The 16,090-nt window shown below is 51.1% G+C and carries 18 protein-coding genes; 9 read left to right on the forward strand and 9 right to left on the reverse strand.

Annotation, left to right across the window (positions count from 1 at the left end; all coding sequences use genetic code 11):
- The first annotated feature begins 218 nt into the window (after positions 1 to 218).
- Together JNUCC32_RS00720 and JNUCC32_RS00725 are read left to right on the forward strand one after the other, a co-directional pair.
- Entirely contained in the window at positions 219 to 1,073 is an 855-nt protein-coding gene (locus tag JNUCC32_RS00720) for an MBL fold metallo-hydrolase (RefSeq protein ID WP_192570779.1), read from the forward strand.
- Positions 1,074 to 1,185: 112 nt separating this feature from the next.
- Complete coding sequence (locus JNUCC32_RS00725) at positions 1,186 to 1,788, forward strand: YitT family protein (RefSeq protein WP_036659917.1); 603 nt, start codon at positions 1,186 to 1,188, stop codon at positions 1,786 to 1,788.
- Between the two features lie 107 nt (positions 1,789 to 1,895).
- Here JNUCC32_RS00725 and JNUCC32_RS00730 read toward each other — a convergent pair whose 3' ends face one another.
- The 3 genes from JNUCC32_RS00730 to JNUCC32_RS00740 all read right to left on the reverse strand — a co-directional run bounded on the left by JNUCC32_RS00730 (position 1,896) and on the right by JNUCC32_RS00740 (position 3,959).
- Positions 1,896 to 2,567 (reverse strand): bifunctional 2-keto-4-hydroxyglutarate aldolase/2-keto-3-deoxy-6-phosphogluconate aldolase, encoded by a 672-nt coding sequence (locus JNUCC32_RS00730; RefSeq protein ID WP_096776389.1) that lies wholly within the window; start codon positions 2,565 to 2,567, stop codon positions 1,896 to 1,898.
- 65 nt (positions 2,568 to 2,632) lie between these two features.
- Entirely contained in the window at positions 2,633 to 3,595 is a 963-nt protein-coding gene (locus JNUCC32_RS00735) for a sugar kinase (protein ID WP_192570780.1), read from the reverse strand.
- A gap of 157 nt (positions 3,596 to 3,752) precedes the next feature.
- The gene (locus tag JNUCC32_RS00740) at positions 3,753 to 3,959 is read right to left on the reverse strand and encodes a DUF1657 domain-containing protein (protein ID WP_009595791.1); all 207 of its coding nucleotides are present in this window, start codon (positions 3,957 to 3,959) and stop codon (positions 3,753 to 3,755) included.
- 161 nt (positions 3,960 to 4,120) lie between these two features.
- Between JNUCC32_RS00740 and JNUCC32_RS00745 the strand changes: the two genes are divergently transcribed.
- Positions 4,121 to 4,981, forward strand: coding sequence for a DUF421 domain-containing protein (locus JNUCC32_RS00745; RefSeq protein WP_192570781.1), 861 nt, complete (start codon positions 4,121 to 4,123; stop codon positions 4,979 to 4,981).
- A 167-nt stretch (positions 4,982 to 5,148) separates the two neighbouring features.
- Here JNUCC32_RS00745 and JNUCC32_RS31805 read toward each other — a convergent pair whose 3' ends face one another.
- The 6 genes from JNUCC32_RS31805 to JNUCC32_RS00770 all read right to left on the reverse strand — a co-directional run bounded on the left by JNUCC32_RS31805 (position 5,149) and on the right by JNUCC32_RS00770 (position 10,244).
- Complete coding sequence (locus JNUCC32_RS31805; RefSeq protein WP_223260591.1) at positions 5,149 to 5,232, reverse strand: putative holin-like toxin; 84 nt, start codon at positions 5,230 to 5,232, stop codon at positions 5,149 to 5,151.
- Between the two features lie 289 nt (positions 5,233 to 5,521).
- Positions 5,522 to 6,637 (reverse strand): GerAB/ArcD/ProY family transporter, encoded by a 1,116-nt coding sequence (locus JNUCC32_RS00750; protein WP_192570782.1) that lies wholly within the window; start codon positions 6,635 to 6,637, stop codon positions 5,522 to 5,524.
- Between the two features lie 34 nt (positions 6,638 to 6,671).
- On the reverse strand, positions 6,672 to 6,875 hold the full coding sequence (locus tag JNUCC32_RS00755) for a hypothetical protein (protein ID WP_192570783.1): 204 nt from the start codon (positions 6,873 to 6,875) through the stop codon (positions 6,672 to 6,674).
- A gap of 12 nt (positions 6,876 to 6,887) precedes the next feature.
- Complete coding sequence (locus tag JNUCC32_RS00760; RefSeq protein ID WP_192570784.1) at positions 6,888 to 8,051, reverse strand: Ger(x)C family spore germination protein; 1,164 nt, start codon at positions 8,049 to 8,051, stop codon at positions 6,888 to 6,890.
- Complete coding sequence (locus tag JNUCC32_RS00765) at positions 8,051 to 9,511, reverse strand: spore germination protein (protein ID WP_192570785.1); 1,461 nt, start codon at positions 9,509 to 9,511, stop codon at positions 8,051 to 8,053. Before JNUCC32_RS00765 ends, JNUCC32_RS00760 begins: the two co-directional genes overlap by 1 nt.
- A 205-nt stretch (positions 9,512 to 9,716) precedes the next feature.
- A complete protein-coding gene (locus JNUCC32_RS00770; RefSeq protein ID WP_192570786.1) occupies positions 9,717 to 10,244 on the reverse strand; it encodes a DUF2062 domain-containing protein in 528 nt (175 codons plus the stop codon).
- A 234-nt stretch (positions 10,245 to 10,478) separates the two neighbouring features.
- On the opposite strand from JNUCC32_RS00770, the gene JNUCC32_RS00775 reads away from it, so the two are divergent.
- The 6 genes from JNUCC32_RS00775 to JNUCC32_RS00800 all read left to right on the forward strand — a co-directional run bounded on the left by JNUCC32_RS00775 (position 10,479) and on the right by JNUCC32_RS00800 (position 16,085).
- Positions 10,479 to 10,829 carry a PadR family transcriptional regulator gene (locus tag JNUCC32_RS00775; protein WP_090909122.1) on the forward strand — a complete coding sequence of 117 codons (351 nt, stop codon included), beginning with the start codon at positions 10,479 to 10,481 and terminating at the stop codon, positions 10,827 to 10,829.
- Positions 10,830 to 10,831: 2 nt separating this feature from the next.
- Positions 10,832 to 11,512 (forward strand): permease prefix domain 1-containing protein, encoded by a 681-nt coding sequence (locus tag JNUCC32_RS00780; protein WP_192570787.1) that lies wholly within the window; start codon positions 10,832 to 10,834, stop codon positions 11,510 to 11,512.
- Positions 11,509 to 12,081 carry a DUF4825 domain-containing protein gene (locus tag JNUCC32_RS00785; protein WP_192570788.1) on the forward strand — a complete coding sequence of 191 codons (573 nt, stop codon included), beginning with the start codon at positions 11,509 to 11,511 and terminating at the stop codon, positions 12,079 to 12,081. Before JNUCC32_RS00780 ends, JNUCC32_RS00785 begins: the two co-directional genes overlap by 4 nt.
- A 26-nt stretch (positions 12,082 to 12,107) precedes the next feature.
- Positions 12,108 to 13,430: an LLM class flavin-dependent oxidoreductase gene (locus tag JNUCC32_RS00790; protein WP_192570789.1), complete on the forward strand. Its 1,323-nt coding sequence runs from the start codon at positions 12,108 to 12,110 to the stop codon at positions 13,428 to 13,430.
- A gap of 256 nt (positions 13,431 to 13,686) precedes the next feature.
- Positions 13,687 to 14,667 (forward strand): aldo/keto reductase, encoded by a 981-nt coding sequence (locus tag JNUCC32_RS00795; RefSeq protein WP_192570790.1) that lies wholly within the window; start codon positions 13,687 to 13,689, stop codon positions 14,665 to 14,667.
- Between the two features lie 77 nt (positions 14,668 to 14,744).
- On the forward strand, positions 14,745 to 16,085 hold the full coding sequence (locus JNUCC32_RS00800; RefSeq protein ID WP_015737074.1) for an LLM class flavin-dependent oxidoreductase: 1,341 nt from the start codon (positions 14,745 to 14,747) through the stop codon (positions 16,083 to 16,085).
- Positions 16,086 to 16,090: the final 5 nt, after the last annotated feature.

Raw genomic sequence — 16,090 nt, forward strand, 5'->3', positions numbered from 1 at the left:
CGGGTTGAGGGTAAGCCATTCAGCTTACCTTCAACCCTTTTTTTCTTTTGACGGTCTGCCCTGATTTGCAGAATAAGAACGCTAGGGTGTGCCGAGCCGGAATGAAGGGAGGATCTGCGATTCTCTTGGGGAACAGAATCTATGAACATCCGGATTTATACTGGGTACGTCATGGTATAATCTAGTCATGTTAGGAACAGGAAGGAGAGAGGACAGAGATGAGAGAACAGAACGGCAGCAGCCGGGGGCCGGAGCAGCTGATCGATGAAATCAACCGGACGTCTACAACTGATGGGATGGCGGCCGTATGGTTTTTGGGTCAGGAGAGTGTTGTCCTGAAGGGCGGGGAGGTCGTCATCTATATCGACCCTTATATGTCAGCCGACCTGGAACGCAAAGCGGGATTTCAGCGCGCGTTTCCGGCTCCGCTGCAGCCGGAGCATATTACGAATGCAAACATGGTCCTGATCACCCATGAGCACGATGATCATATGGATCTCGGAACGATTGCGGTCATCGCCAAACAGAATCCGGAAACAGCGTTTGTTGCGCCGGCATGCTGCCATGAAGCGATGCGCGGTGCCGGCGTGGCGCCGGAGCGGCTGTTTGCGGCCGTATGCGATGAATGGCAGCAGTTTGACGGCTTTCGTCTGATGGCGATTCCGGCTGCCCACGAGACCTTGGATGAGCATGAAGAGTTTGGACACCGATTTGTCGGTTACCTGGTGGACATCCAGGGCGTGTTGATCTACCATGCGGGAGATACCGTAGTCTATCCCGGATTGGTGGAAAGGCTGCAGGCGCACTCCATTGATATCGGGATGGTGCCGATCAATGGGGGAGATGCCTTCCGCCGGAAGGACGGCATCGTCGGGAACATGGGCTTCCGGGAAGCCGCAGAACTTGCTGCAGCGTCGGCATTCGATTTGACCATTCCGATGCATTACGATATTTTTCCATGGAATGGAGAGAAGCCGGGGTACTTCGTGGATTATTGCTATGAGAATCATCCGTATATGAAAACCAAAGTGATGGCGCGCACCGAGCGTTTGCTTTATGTAAAATCCGAATAAGCGATAGACATTCCGATGGAATTTTTTTTCAAATGCGGGACAGCGAGTTCGCAATTTTTCGAAATGACAAGCATATGAATAAGACATGCCTTTATAAATGGAGATGTGGGATATGCTGTCATTTCGAAAACATGTCATTATCGTGATCGGAAGCTTTCTGATCGCGATGGGGACCAATTTTTTTCTTGTCCCGCATAAAGTTCTGGATGGCGGAGTTATCGGGATTGCTCTGATCGCCAACTACGTGTTTGACCTACATATCGGATTCGTAATCATTTTGTGCAGCATCCCCATGTTTATCGCCGCCTGGATGTTAAATCGCGAAATCTTTTACAATAGTCTGTCAGGCATGCTGATATCTTCGTTTGTCATCGATTTGCTCTCCCCGTTGCAAACGGATTTTTTGCGTTTTTTTGCTCCCCATGTGATTATCAGCGCGCCCATAGGCGGTGCGTTGATCGGAGCCGGGCTAGGATTGATGCTGAGGAATGATGCAAGCACGGGCGGAACGGATCTGTTGGCTCATTTTCTGGCAAGGTATTTGCCATTGAATGTAGGCGTCATTATTTTGCTGATGGATGCCGTCATCATCGGATTCGGAGGCGTTCTGCTCTCGGGAAGCACCTTTGTGTACTCCATTCTGACGATTGTTGCAGGCGGTTTTACAACGGGCATGATTACACAGAAACGATGGTTCGGAAAGAGAAGGATCTAATAACAGACAAGCCTATCAAGATCGACTTGATAGGCTTGTCTGTTATTTATGAAGATGAAACATGCAGCGAACGCCATCTATGAACTACTACGGCATGTGCTTAAAGATTATTTATGGGAGGTTTGAGCTTCCTTAAAGGCGTGGATATAAGCACGGGCCTTCTCCGTAATCAAATTGAAGTCTCCGCTCTTAAGCGCGTCTTTGGTCAGATCGGACCCGATTCCGACCGCGAATGCCCCGGCCTTGATCCATTCATGCAGATTGTCCAGATTCACGCCTCCGGTCGGCATGATATTGGCCTGCGGCAGCGGGCCCTTCAGAGACGGTATGACGGACGGAGAGTACAGATTACCCGGGAAGAGCTTAACGACATCGACGCCAAGCTCAAGCGAGGCCACGATATCATGGACGGTAACGGCACCCGGCATGACCGGAATGCGATATCGGTTGCAGAGCATAATCGTATCGCGGTCGAACCCTGGGGAGACCACGAACTCGGCACCGGCCAGGATCGTGATTCTGGCCGTTTCTGCATCCAGAACCGTACCGGCTCCGATGATGGCATAGTTGTCCGCTTGCGGGTCTTTGGAAGAGTACATTTTGGATAACGTCGTAATGGCTTCCGTAGCGAACGGTACGGTCATGGTCACCTCGATGACCTTGATCCCGCCTTCAATCGCGCGTTTGGCAATCTCTACAACCTCATCGGGAGAATCGCCGCGCAGGACCGCGACAACGCCAGCCTGATGGATCTGTTCGATCAGTTTCAATTTTTTCATGTTATACACTCCTTCTTAATCTATGCATTCTATTAGATGATGGCTTGATATCCAATCATAGCGGGTCAACGTTCGATATGGGCGGCATTTCCTCGCCGCTGTTGAACTTCCTCCCAGGTCGGAAGCGCTTCCCAGTCACCTGGGGCTTGGATGACCAGGGATCCGGTTAATCCGCCTAGGGACAAGGCCTCTTCCGGTGTCCAGCCTTTGGCAATGCCTGCCAGGAAGCCTGCGCAGAAGCCGTCTCCCGCGCCAACGGTATCCACTACGTTATCCACACGCTCAAAAGGAAGGGAGTAGGTCCCGGTTTCCCGAACAATAACGTTGTTTCCGTCGAAACTCTTGATTACGGACATGCCGGGGAGCTGACGCAGACGGTCCAGGATCACCTGCTCGTCCTCCGTTTCGAACAACAGCTTGCATTCATCATAGCCAGGGAGGAAATAATCACAGCTTTCGGCAAGCTCCAGCAATACGGGGCGAGCCTCCTCAATGTTCCACAGCTTCAGCCTGAGGTTCGGATCAAAGCTGATCTGGACGCCATGCGTTTTGCATACGGAAATGACATGCCGTATCGTCTCCAGGCAGTTGCTGCTTAAGGCGGCTGTGATGCCCGTGAAATGAAGGATGCGGGCCTTGGCTATGTATTCGGAGTCTACATGGTCCGGCGTCATTTGGCTGGCGGCAGAGCCTTTGCGGTAGTAATAGACGGAGGATTGACCGCGAACGTTCTGTCTCAGCATAAGACCGGTCGGTGCAGCATCCGTTTGTCTGGCGCTGGAAACATCGACCCCTTCACCTCGAAGCGTTTTCAAAATGCCGGTTCCGATCGGATCGTTGCCGAGCTGGCCGAACCATCCGCTGCTGCAGCCAAGCCTGGAAAGCCCGATGGCGAGGTTGCTTTCGGCGCCGCCGAAGGACTGGGCCATGGTTCCTCCCTGGCCAATGCCCCGTGTGCCTTCGGGATATAATAATCCCATCGATTCGCCGAACGTGATGACATCGATAGGACGCATACCATTATTCATAGAATTACCCCCTTATATTCAGTCTCCGTTATTAACACTTTACCCTGATGGTGATGATAACTCAATAAAAAATAACACAATGTAAATAACCTCCTATCCGGGAAAGATAGGAGGTATGCATGGGCTTTCAGCATAGGAGAAAGCAAAAAAACAATGCTTAGAAACCTTTATACTGAGGCTCTTCCTGTTCAAGCTGCTGAACCCGCTGGGCTACTTGGTCTACGACTTGCTGCGTTTGTTGTGCCGCGGTAGTGAACAGATCCTTGGCATTTTGATCTTGCGTAGACAGCGCAAATTGCTCAAGGCTGGCCTGAGCGCTTTTTAAGGATGAGAGGCATGTTTTCACATCGGAAGCTACGGTCATTGGTTTTTATCACTCCTTTCATGCGTAATAATGTACGCATTTTGGAGAAGAACATGCATGAAGCATGGCAAGGAAAATAATGGTGTGATTTCAATTAGGATATTTGACAATAATCTATATAGTGATTGCTATGTCATTACATCGAAAGGAAGGTCGTTGTTGTGCCTCAATGGTTGGAAATCGTACTTAGAACCGTATGTGCCGTGGTCGTGCTGTTCCTGATGACGAAACTGCTTGGCAAGCGCCAGGTGACGCAGCTATCTTTTTTTGAATATTTAACAGGGATCACGATCGGTAGCATAGCTGCCTATATATCCTTGGATCTGGAAGCAAACTGGTATTTAGGGCTCGTGGCTCTGGGCGTCTGGGTTGCCTGCTCGCTTCTCATCGAATTTCTGCAAATCAAGAGCAAAAAGGCAAGGGATTTTATCGATTTTAAATCAACCGTGCTCATTCAAGGCGGCAAGATATTAGAAGATAATTTAAAGAAGGAAAGGCTGTCGACAGACGAGCTGATGCAGCAGCTCCGCAAAAAAGACGTGTTTCAGGTCGCCGACGTGGAATTTGCCATCATGGAATCCAGCGGTGAGATCAATGTCCTGCAGAAGCGTGAAAGTTTGCCTTTGACTCCCAAGGATCTAGGTATACAGGTAGCGCCGGAAAAACCTGGGCAGGTTGTGATCATGGATGGCGAGGTCATGGATGAACCGCTGCGCGTCTCGGGCTTCAATCATGGATGGCTGGTGGAAGAGCTGGACAAGCAGGGCGCCAGAATCAAGGACGTATTCCTTGCTCAAGTCGATACCTATGGACAATTAACCGTCGATTTGTATAACGATCAGATCCAGGTGCCCCAAAACGAGGGACGGAAGCTCTTGTATGCAAATTTAAAGAAATGCCAGGCGGATTTGGAATTGTTCAGTCTCAGCACGAAAAGTAAGAAAGCTAAGAAAATGTATGAGGAGAGCTCCAAACGGATGGAGAAAATTTTAGCCGATGTACAGGCGATTCTGAAGACGTAATGGATGTCGCCGAGTCATAAATCCGCAAAAATCGGAATAGGATATTTTTGTGTATCACAAAAGGAGCCGGTTGCCGCCGACTCCTCGTACAGCAGATCTTCGCCCGCAAGGTGGATATTTGCTTGCAACCAGACGTAAGAAATAGATTCATCTGTTCCAGGACGGGTCTATTTCTTATTATGGAAGGCAAGGATCGAAACGACCAGAGTGGCGAACGAAATCATTAAAGCCAAAGCTTCATTCACGCCCATGCCGATCACCTCCTGCTGCCACCCTTGCTTAGCTGGTCTACTGTACTATATAATATGCCAATTGCTTACAATAAAAGAACCTTTTTGTAGGAAGCGCTTACATAAAATGTTGGTTTTTTGACGAGATCAGAAAGTATAAACAAAAGAGGTTTATCATACTCACCGAGAAAATTTCTTCTTACTCATGTTTATCTATAAGATCAGAGCGGTTGACGGCCGCTCTTTTTTTATGTTGAGTTTCGAAATATGAAAAGGGTGGGAGGGCGATTCATTACAAATTTCAAGACTCTCAAGCGGTTTTTTGGTCAGGCTTTGGTCTTGATTTTGGTTTACGCTTGCGTTTACGGAACAGGGAGGCAATCCAATAGAAAATAGGGATGAACTCCATGAGAATGAAGAATACCGCCATCCCGAAGGAATTGAAGTCTTGCTGAAAAAGGATCGGATTTTGCGAATACTGGTACGCAATTACGATAGCGGTTCCCCCAATGATCGCGATCAGGGGACCATCCATTTGCTTCAGGTTAAGGAGTTTCGCCATACACCTTACGCTTACGTGGATAAGAAAGGCACTGTGGAAGAACATCGAGCTGCTCCATAACCCAATGATCAGCGGATCGGAATTGCCGAGAAACCCGCTGGCTGCACGCATCAATTCGACGAGCGGATACTGCATCTCGCGCCCTAGATAGGGGCCGAAATTCAGCAATGCCGATGCCCATTGGAGCATTACGCCTATCGTGACCAACAGTCCTGCCGCAGCAAGGTTACGAAAGGATTTCTTGTTGAATTGGATATAGGGAGCGAGAAAGAGGAACACGATCCATTCAGCGAAGAATGAAAGGCAGAACAAACTGTCCTTGATCGCCGACTCATAATTGTGATGCCTGACCATCGCGATCATCATATCCCAATGCGCTTCCTTGAAGAAAAACATATTCATGGCCACAATGGCAACAACAATGACAAGAAACAGCCCGTCGGAAATATAAATCATCGTCTCCATTCCCCACCTGGCCGTAACCATAACGACCAGGCCCACAATCAGGAGGATGAACCACTGGGGAGATTCCCGCATGTAATTGGTATCGAAGAATAACGTGAAGCCTTCGATATCCATCCCTATGTAATTGATAGACCAGAAGAATACCAAAGCGACGATCGGGAAGTGAATCCATTTGCTGACCAGGGCACTGCCAAAATTGATCCAGGGTTTCCGAGGATCCCACAGCCCGAGTTTCATCATAAACCACAAGAAGACCAAACTCATCGCATAACCACCCAAAATCGCAGCCCATCCCAAATATGCCGAGTTCCACAAGAGAGGAGTGACTAGAAATCCCGTAGGTATGGCGTTTAGATAGACAAATCCGAAACGAAACAGCTGCCAGGGAGTATTTCGCATGTTGGGTTCGTACATCCTTTCCGTTTTTAAGTTCTTATAACTTATCCAGCCAACCGAACAGCAGCATAATCAGATGGTTGGGGGTCAGCCACTCGCGAGAGAACAAGGCGAATACATTCCAAACGGTAAATGCAAGGATCAGGATGAGCATCGTCCACTTTTCGCGGGATCCCTTTGCCTTTTTCTTCGCGACATACCATTCCGCCAAGGCGTATACGAGAAACAGAAGAGCGAGCATCGGTCTGCCTCCTTATTTCAGTTTCGATTTGAGTATGGCTCCGAAGTTCCGTACCTTGATGTCGGCATCCACCTGGATCTCAACTTCGTTTTTATAATAGTCGGGCCAGTTGGAGCGAACCTGCTGCCAATGATCCGGATAGTTCCAGTCCACCAGCATTCCCAACTGCAGAATGTCTGCGCCTACTCGTTGCGAAGTATGAAGGGCCTTTCTTAGATAACTTGCTATTTGATCATTGAGCTCATGTTCTATGATCTCTTTCGCCTGGAGGGTATCCAACTGCTTTTGATTTTTTTTGTATACGACATCTCCCGTTCCTTTTAACTTTATTGTGAACACTGGATGGCCAGAAACCATGCGCACGGATTTGCTAGAACTGGTTGAAATCAGGAAAACGCTGGCTTTTCCATCATTCCATGAAACGGTATACAGGGGGGCTTTTAATTCATTCACTCCCCAACTGACGGCCAGCGACTCCTTCATAGGTAGGGTGGCAACCAGCTTATGCTTGCGGAACAGCGCTGTGCCTTGAATTCCTGCCCATGGCTCCAGCTTCTCCTGATCGGCGACCATAGGCTTCATGCCTGCCGACAAATAGGTCAGGGCATACCCTTGATTGGCCGATTCGGCATAAAGGCAATCCTTCAGGTTCGTGGTGATCATGTTGTGCTGGTCCGCAAAGCGGGTGAGCACTTCCGAAGGCATCTGTTCAAAGACCGGCGTCAGCTCGGCGACTTTTTTCGCGTCTCCGGGCGCAACCATGATGTAAATGCTCATATTCGTGGTCGGTTCCCGCTGGAGCCAATCCATCAGATCCGCTAATCCGGCTTCTGCGTAGCTCTTGCCAACGACAACAACCTTGGTGTGGCTGAAGTCGAAACGCCGTGAAAGATCCCGTTGGATCAGGTGGAGGGCATCCTGCACGGTGGTGGATGATTTGGTCACCATGGCATACGGATCTCCGCCGCCCTTGCCGCCTGCTTGACGTCCGGATGTAAGCCGGTTCGGCAAGGGAGCGCTGATCGTCACCTCCACGCTTTCGTCTTGCGGGCCCTTATTCACGTACATGGCAAAAACGAAGGTTTGCTCATTGATCTCAACCTTGGTCATATTGAAGCCGCAGCCTGTCAACAACGATAATGGCAGCAGAATTTTCAACCATTTGATTAGTTGCATTATCGTTTTCGTCTCCTTAAATTGTTGGATGATGCATAGGTTTTCGGCCTGTTCTTCATCAGCATGGACGGTGCCCGCACGAAGGTATCCTTCCATTCCGATAAGACAAGCGGTGCAACGGGCTGCAGATACGGCGTATTGAATGATTTCAGGGAAGCCATATGGCCATACACCAGGAAGGCGGCCGTAAAGACGCCGATCAGACCGAGCGTTCCTCCGAGAATGAGGATGGGAAAACGCAACAAGCGGAATGCAAGCCCCAGTTCAAAGTGCGGTATGATGTAAGAAGCGATGCCCGTTATCGACACCACGATGACCATGGGGTTTGAGACGATCCCCGCTTCCACCGCGGCTTGTCCGATGACAATGGCGCCGATGATGGATATCGTCTGCCCGACGGGCTTCGGGATACGCGTTCCGGCTTCCCGCAGCGCTTCGAAGGTCAGCTCCATGATCAGCGCCTCCGCCAAAGCGGAGAACGGTATGTTTTCACGCGATGCGGCTAAGGTGATCAGCAAATCGGTTGGTATGATGGATGGCTGAAATGTTGTGATAGCGACATACAGGGCAGGCATCAATAATGAAATAATCGCGAACATGAAGCGGACGATCCGAATCCAGCTGGAGGAGAAGAAGCTGTGGTAATAATCCTCGGACGACTGCAGCAGGGAAAATAGGGTAACGGGCACGATCAGCGCCGACGGCGTTCCGTCCTGCATGATGCCGACCCGGCCTTCAAGCAGGGATGCGGCAACGGAATCGGGGCGTTCCGTGTACTGAAACTGAGGAAAGGGGGATTTTATGCCTTCCTTCATTTGTTCGGACAAGGTGCTGATCCCGAATGTCCCGTCGATGGACATGCTGCTCAGCTGCCGGTCCACTTGAGCGACGATTTCGGGTTTGCACAAACCGTCAACGTACACCATATAAACGGCGGTTTTAGAATAGTCGCCGATCTGATAGCGTACGGTTTTGAGATCCGTATGCTTGATTTTGTGCCGGAGCAGCGATAGATTCGTGCCGATGTCTTCGATAAACGCTTCCTGCGGTCCGTTCACGACCAGCTCGTTCTGGGATTCCGAAACCGCCCGCTTCTGATACGAGACGATGTCGAATAAATAAGCCTCGGCCAGTTTCTCCACAATCACGACGGCTCTGCCTTCAACGATCATATCGGCAATATACTCGGCCGAGGAAGAGCGCTCGAATGGAACCGACAGCATATCTCCGCGATCCATGCGGTCAATGAAATCATGGAAATCATGCTGAACCTTCGCAGCTTCCTTAATCAACGGTTTGACGATGTATTCGTGCAGGGTGCTGATATCCACGATAGGTTCGATGTAGATGACGGTGCACGTCGATCCATGGAGACGCAAGGATTGGTAGATGACATCTTCGCAATGTTCCAGCCGCATTTTAACAGGATCGAGCAGCGCGGGCCGTGCCTTCGATTTCATTGAAACTACCCTCCTTTGCCGGTATATAGTAAGGCTCATCCTCTTTAGAATGCCGTACTTTTAGCAACTTATACCGATTTTTCCAGAGAAAACGGCTCATAGCTGAAGGGGAAATCACGAATAGACCGAGACTATTGAGCTTGAACGGTATAAAAAAAAGCGCCCGGAATAGAATTCCGGGCGCTTTTACAGGGGGAGCTTCGGGCTAATGCTTCGATTTTCCTCTACGAATGGATGCTTTGATCTTGTGGAGCAAAGGTTTGCGGTAGACGGAGAGCATGATTCGCAGCAAAATGTAAAGGATCAGCGTAGACAGAACGCTGTTGATCAAGGCGCCGACGAGAAAGTTAACGCCCATGTCGCCCAACCTGCCGAAATGGTCCGTTTCAACGATATAATCCGTCTCCGGAACGGGAACCGTGAGCGCATCTTCGATTTCGAAGGTCGCCGGAAACGTAGTGAACAGGTGCACAAACACGCCGATTCTATAGTTTAGGTAGAACAGAATCGGCCACAAGACGGAGCCTGCGGAGGCCGCAAGGAAGGCGGAGGGGATGTTCCCCCTTACCATGCGAGCCAGCAGCGGAGCCAGCAGCAGATCGATGCCAAAGGTCGGATACCAGCAAGGGAAGAAGCCGACGGCAAAGCCGAGAGCGATCCGATGGTCGCTATTTTGCATGCGAAGGGTCCGGAGAATATAGTATTTCAGACGTCGAATGTATTTATGAAGCAAAACCGTTTCCTCCTGCGGGTACTGATGGGATATAGATATACTGGGGTCTCTTGCGCAGCATTCTATGGGATCCTATTTATAATAGGAAGAACTTTCAAGAATTATATAGTAGACGCTCGCAAACCGTCAATCCAAAGAAGATCGCAAAGGAATATATGCGTGGAATATTACTTTGACATACATAGTAATGTGCGTTATATTATACCCATTCCATCCGTTAGGAGGTTCGGGGATTTGATTGAACCCTTACATAACAGTGACTTGATACGCGGCAATATTGATACCTTTATTTTGCATGTGCTATCAGACGGAGACAATTACGGCTATCAGATCATTAAGGAGATCGCGATTCGAAGCGGGAATCGATTTGAACTGAAGGAGCCTACATTGTATTCAAGTCTGAGGAGGCTGGAGAAGCAGGGATTGATACGCTCCTATTGGGGAGAAGAAACTCAGGGCGGGAGACGTAAATATTACAATCTCAGCCAGGAGGGAATGAAGCGCTTGCTGCGCAACCAAGAAGAATGGAAGGCGGCACGCGAGATTATCGATGTTCTGATCGGAAACGGAAAGGAGCTGAAGTAGCAATGACCAACAGGCATGATCTCGAGATTTTTGTGGATCGCCTATTCGCGAATCAACGCAAAACCAAGGAAGTTGTCGATCTGAAGAACGAGGTTCTCAGCAATTTGGAGGCGCGGGTCACGGATTATATGGAGAACGGCATAGCATATCAGTCGGCGATCAGTCTGGCGATCGAAAATATGGAAGACATCGAATCTCTGATTGACGACAACCAGAAAATTTACAGCTACCGTTTCCGTCATGACCTCCTTCAGAGCGCCCTTATTTATTCCATGCTGGCCTGGATCGCTACCATTCCGGCCCGGTTTTTGCCAAACGGGATATGGGTGAACACGTTCCTCCTGTGTTTGGCTGCATTAACCGGTGCGGCGTATCTTTCCATGTCACGGCATCTGAAACGGTATGAAAAGCAGACAGCCGTCATCAATGCAGGCAAATTGAACCAATGGAGCAAGTGGGCATGGTGGCTGTGGTCGATATTTATCGTGGTTATATCCATGTATACCTTCGTGATTCAATACGGAAGCGATTTATGGTTTGGGCGAGAACTGTCGGTCGATGGGCCTTATTCGTTCTACGTGACCGTCATGCGGTATGTTATCCCGATGACGTCGGTCATCATTCCGCTGCTGGTCCAGAAAGCTTATAAACTAACGTTTCAACTTGAGGTGAATGAACCATGAGCAGAAAGAATTGGCTGATCGTTGTCCTGCTGCTTATCGGCATCGGGGGCATGGTGGCGCTGGAGGGATACATTAAGCCCAAGGCAGATGAACAAGCGGTTCAGTATGAAGCGGAGCAAAATGATCCGCTGACGCACGATATACGGAATTCGCTGAACTTCGCCAGCCCATATATGGGCAATGCCGGGAACCTGATCAATTTGAATGCTTCGCTTCCCATGCGTGACATTGAGCGCACATTTCAGCTGTATCCGGAGGAATTGACGGCCGAGCTTCGGTTCAAGTCCAGGGTCGGCGATCTGAAAGAGGACATGCTGAAGCGGACGCTGGTCTATAATTCCACTGCGAATTTTGCCATGATTGATAATTTGGATACACTGATCTTCAAGTTTGAAGACCGGTCTTTCACCATCCGTCGGGATGAGGTGGAGGCATGGTATGGCATCGGGACGGGTCTTGCGTCCTTGCAGGAACCCGTGACATGGGAGAAGGAAGTTCAAGTCCGTCTTCACGATAACAAGTATGTCAGTGAATACGTAGATAATCTCATCGAGATCAAGAATCTATAGAGATAAACCGGAGGGGAGTGAACGTGATGGGTTCAGATCAACGCCAAATCATCCTAGGCGCTTTTCTGATGAATTACGGCCATCATATCGCTGCATGGCGTCATGCCGATTCGGCAGGGGTCGGGGCGATGGACTACGATTTCTATAAACGCTGCGCCCAAGCAGCCGAACGCGGAAAATTCGATATGGTATTCCTTGCGGACAACAACTCGATCCCGTTGATCGAGGATTTACGGACGAATGTCAGCTTTCTGCAGCCTGAAGCGCTCACCATGCTGAGCGGCCTCGCCGGGGTGACGGAACGTATTGGATTAGCCGGAACGGCATCTACAACCTTCAACGAGCCGTACGGATTGGCCAGGCGTCTGTCAACGCTGGATCATATCAGCGGCGGCAGGGCCGCCTGGAATGTGGTGACCTCCACGAAGGATGCGGAGGCACGCAATTTTGGATCGGCGGAATTAATGGAGCACGAAAAACGGTATGAAAGGGCGGAGGAATTTCTACGAGTCGTGACCGGATTATGGGACGGCTGGGAGGACGATGCCCTTGTATTGGATCGGCAAAAGGCGGTCTTTGCCGATACGGCACGGATTCATCGGGCGCATCATGAAGGTGAGTACTTCAGGGTGGAAGGGCCCTTGAACATGCCGAGATCTCCGCAGGGGAGGCCTGTCATCATTGAAGCGGGAACCTCCGCAGCGGGAAGAAGGCTTGCGGCCCAAACGGCTGATGTAGTGTTCACGGCCTGCGAAAGTAAAGAAGATGCGATAAGGTATTACCGCGAGTTTAAGGATTTGCTTAAGGAGTATGGACGGGTAGAGGAAGAAGTGAAGGTTCTCCCGGGATTGTTGATCTTCCTCGGAGAGAGCGAAGCCGAAGCTTTGGCGTATCACCGAACATTCAGCGAGCTCATTCTGCCGGAGGCAGGGGTGAAGTATGTGTCCCAGCTGCTGAATGCGGATCTGACCGGATATCCGGTAGACGGTCCGCTGCCTGATCTGCCGCGGGAAGGAAACAGCAGCCGGGCGATCATGATTATGGATATGGCTGCGAAATCGGGCATGAGCATTCTGGAGCTCGGCCGGCATTACGCGGTGTCGAGGGGACATATGACGATGGTTGGCACTGCGCGGCAAGTTGCCGATATGATGGAGGATTGGTTCCGCAGCTTGGCCTGCGATGGATTCAACATTATGGCCCCTCTGCTCCCGAGCGGGCTCGAACAGTTTGTGGAGCGCGTAGTCCCGCTGCTTCAGCAGCGGGGGCTGTTTCGCGAGGAATATGCGGGCAGGACGTTACGAGATCACCTCGGGCTGATCCGGCCGCAAACCCAACATGAAAAATAATTGACGACAAAATTAGACGGTGTTATAATCCTACTTAACATATCGGAAATGATAGAATTAGATACTTTGTTTATCTACCTAACCAACGGAGATGAACGAGACGTTCGATTCTAAGGGCTTCATGATATTTATAACGCTAATATGATTGATGCATATTCTACCGGACAACCGGAGATGCATCCTTGGATCAAGTTGTGATCCGAGGGGTGTCTCCGGTTGTTTTTTTATGAATCTAGCAAAGTGAGGGGTTGTCATTATGCAGTATAGAACACTGGGCAGAACCGGGGTTCAAGTGTCGGAGGTAAGTCTCGGGACGATGTCTTTCGGGCGCTGGATCGATGAGAGGGCTTCGGCCGCCGTATTGGATCAAGCGCTTGGTTCCGGCATCAATCTGATCGATACGGCTGACGTGTACGGCACGGGCATGGATAACGGAAACGTCAAGCAGCTCGGGGAATCGGAAGAAATTCTGGGCAGGCTGCTGAAGGAGCGAAGACAGGACATTCTCCTGGCAACCAAGCTGCATAATCGCATCGGACCCGGCATCAATGACCAGGGCCAAAGCCGCTATCATATTTACCGTGCGCTGGAGAACAGTCTTGCCCGGCTCCAAACGGATTATATCGATCTCTATCAAGTACATCGGTTTGATGAGTTAACCCCGCTGGACGAGACGCTTGATGCGCTTACGGATCTTGTACGGCAGGGGAAAGTGCGTTACATCGGCTGCTCGAACTATGCGGCTTGGCAGCTCGCCAAAGCCCACGGCATCAGTGCGCTGCATGGCCTTCGCCGGTTCGAAAGCGTACAGCCGGAATACAGTCTCATTACTAGAGAGATTGAACGCGAGCTGATTCCCTTTGCCCAGTCCGAGCAGGTCGGGGTTATCGTGTATAGTCCGCTCGGCCGGGGCATATTGTCCGGCAAATATCGGGCGGGCGAAGCTCCTCCAACGGACTCGCGCCTAGCTGCAGGCGAGCAGCGGTTACGATTGCTGCTGAACCAGCGGCATGCGCTTTCCATCGTGGAGGGGATCCGGCCGCTGGCCGAGCAGCGGGGATGGACGCTTCCGCAGTTTGCCCTGAATTGGGTGCTCAGCCGCCCTGGCATCACGTCAGCCATTGTCGGGGCATCGAAGCCTGAGCACATCGCGGATACGCTGAAGCATTCGGATGAACGGCTGACAGAGGAAGAATTGCAGGAGATCGACCGCTTGACGGAGGAATTCCGCGGATAAAGCAGATATAACGCCATACCTTTACGGCATGATCATGATCAACCATAACCAATATGGATCAGGAAGGTGACACAACCATGAGTTCAAAACGTCGTCAATTGCATCTTGGATTGTTCTTATTCGGAACGGGCTATCATCCCGCGGGCTGGAGGCTGCCCGAAGGCAAAACGGACGGGGCTTACGATCCCCAGTTCCTGAAGGAGGTCGCCCAGAAGCTTGAGAAGGCCAAGTTCGATTTCTTTTTCCTGGGGGACCGACTGGCCACGAGCGCGGATATGCAGCATTTATTTCCTTCCCAAATGACGCGGCTGGAGCCGTTCACCATGCTGTCCTACCTGGCAGCGGCAACGGATAAAATCGGTTTGATCGGCACGGTGAACACCACCTATGCCGAGCCTTACAACATCGCACGCTTCACGGCATCGCTGGATCATCTCAGCCGGGGCCGGGCCTCATGGAATGTCGTGACAGGCTCCGATACGCGGGCTGCGCTGAATTTCAGCCGGGAGAAGCATTGGGATAACGCCAAGCGGTACGACTATGCCGAGGAATTCATCGAAATCGTCAGCGGGTTGTGGGACACCTGGGAGGATGACTCCCTTCCGCGGGACAAGGCAAGCGGCGTGTTCGCCGACGGCAGCAAGGTGCATGCCCTGGACCATGTCGGCGAGCACTTCTCCGTCGCCGGGCCGCTGAACATTCTGCGTCCGATACAGGGACAGCTTCCGCTGATCACGGCAGGAACCTCCCTGCGCAGCCAAATGCTGGCGGCCCAATATTCCGACATGGTCTTCACCGGAACGAACGTCAAAGAAGTCGCCGTGAAATTTTACAAGGAAGTGAAAGGGCGCCTGCCGGCGTATGGAAGGGAAGCTTCGGATTTGAAGGTCCTTCCCGGGCTGGTTCCGATCGTGGGCCGGACGGAGGAAGAAGCACGGGCCAAATATGCGGAGTTGAACGAACTGGTGGTGACCGATTTCGATCTGGGTCCCCTTTCGGATAAGATCGGAATCGACCTGAGGGGATATTCGCTGGAGGATCCGCTGCCTGACCTATCCGCTTCGGAAGCCGCGCTGCACTGGGCCGACTTGGCCAGAGGGGCGAACGGACGCGAGGATATTACGATCAGGGACCTGTTCTATTTCTTCACCGTCACGGTCCGCGGGCATCTGCTCGTGGTCGGCAGCGCGCAGCAGGTAGCGGATATCATCGAAGAGTGGTTCCGGGATGAAGCGGCCGACGGGTTCAATGTTTGCCCTCCCTATATGCCTGGCGGTCTGGATCTGTTCCTGGAGCTGGTTGTGCCGGAGCTTCAGCGCAGAGGCTTGTTCCGCACCGAGTATGAAGGCAGCACCTTCCGGGAGCATTTGGGACTGAGCCGCCCAAGGAACCGTTATGACCTGATTGCGAAGGGGTGAGCCGG

The organism is Paenibacillus sp. JNUCC32 (assembly GCF_014863545.1).
Lineage (GTDB): Bacteria > Bacillota > Bacilli > Paenibacillales > Paenibacillaceae > Paenibacillus_AQ > Paenibacillus_AQ lautus_A.

What these genes read in the sequence shown, in the direction of transcription:
- JNUCC32_RS00720 (WP_192570779.1), top strand. Translation starts at nt 219, where the DNA reads ATGAGAGAACAGAACGGCAGCAGCCGGGGGCCGGAGCAGCTGATCGAT.
- JNUCC32_RS00725 (WP_036659917.1), top strand. Translation starts at nt 1,186, where the DNA reads ATGCTGTCATTTCGAAAACATGTCATTATCGTGATCGGAAGCTTTCTG.
- JNUCC32_RS00730 (WP_096776389.1), bottom strand. Translation starts at nt 2,567, where the DNA reads ATGAAAAAATTGAAACTGATCGAACAGATCCATCAGGCTGGCGTTGTC.
- JNUCC32_RS00735 (WP_192570780.1), bottom strand. Translation starts at nt 3,595, where the DNA reads ATGAATAATGGTATGCGTCCTATCGATGTCATCACGTTCGGCGAATCG.
- JNUCC32_RS00740 (WP_009595791.1), bottom strand. Translation starts at nt 3,959, where the DNA reads ATGACCGTAGCTTCCGATGTGAAAACATGCCTCTCATCCTTAAAAAGC.
- JNUCC32_RS31805 (WP_223260591.1), bottom strand. Translation starts at nt 5,232, where the DNA reads ATGGGCGTGAATGAAGCTTTGGCTTTAATGATTTCGTTCGCCACTCTG.
- JNUCC32_RS00750 (WP_192570782.1), bottom strand. Translation starts at nt 6,637, where the DNA reads ATGCGAAATACTCCCTGGCAGCTGTTTCGTTTCGGATTTGTCTATCTA.
- JNUCC32_RS00755 (WP_192570783.1), bottom strand. Translation starts at nt 6,875, where the DNA reads ATGCTCGCTCTTCTGTTTCTCGTATACGCCTTGGCGGAATGGTATGTC.
- JNUCC32_RS00760 (WP_192570784.1), bottom strand. Translation starts at nt 8,051, where the DNA reads ATGCAACTAATCAAATGGTTGAAAATTCTGCTGCCATTATCGTTGTTG.
- JNUCC32_RS00765 (WP_192570785.1), bottom strand. Translation starts at nt 9,511, where the DNA reads ATGAAATCGAAGGCACGGCCCGCGCTGCTCGATCCTGTTAAAATGCGG.
- JNUCC32_RS00780 (WP_192570787.1), top strand. Translation starts at nt 10,832, where the DNA reads ATGACCAACAGGCATGATCTCGAGATTTTTGTGGATCGCCTATTCGCG.
- JNUCC32_RS00785 (WP_192570788.1), top strand. Translation starts at nt 11,509, where the DNA reads ATGAGCAGAAAGAATTGGCTGATCGTTGTCCTGCTGCTTATCGGCATC.
- JNUCC32_RS00790 (WP_192570789.1), top strand. Translation starts at nt 12,108, where the DNA reads ATGGGTTCAGATCAACGCCAAATCATCCTAGGCGCTTTTCTGATGAAT.
- JNUCC32_RS00795 (WP_192570790.1), top strand. Translation starts at nt 13,687, where the DNA reads ATGCAGTATAGAACACTGGGCAGAACCGGGGTTCAAGTGTCGGAGGTA.
- JNUCC32_RS00800 (WP_015737074.1), top strand. Translation starts at nt 14,745, where the DNA reads ATGAGTTCAAAACGTCGTCAATTGCATCTTGGATTGTTCTTATTCGGA.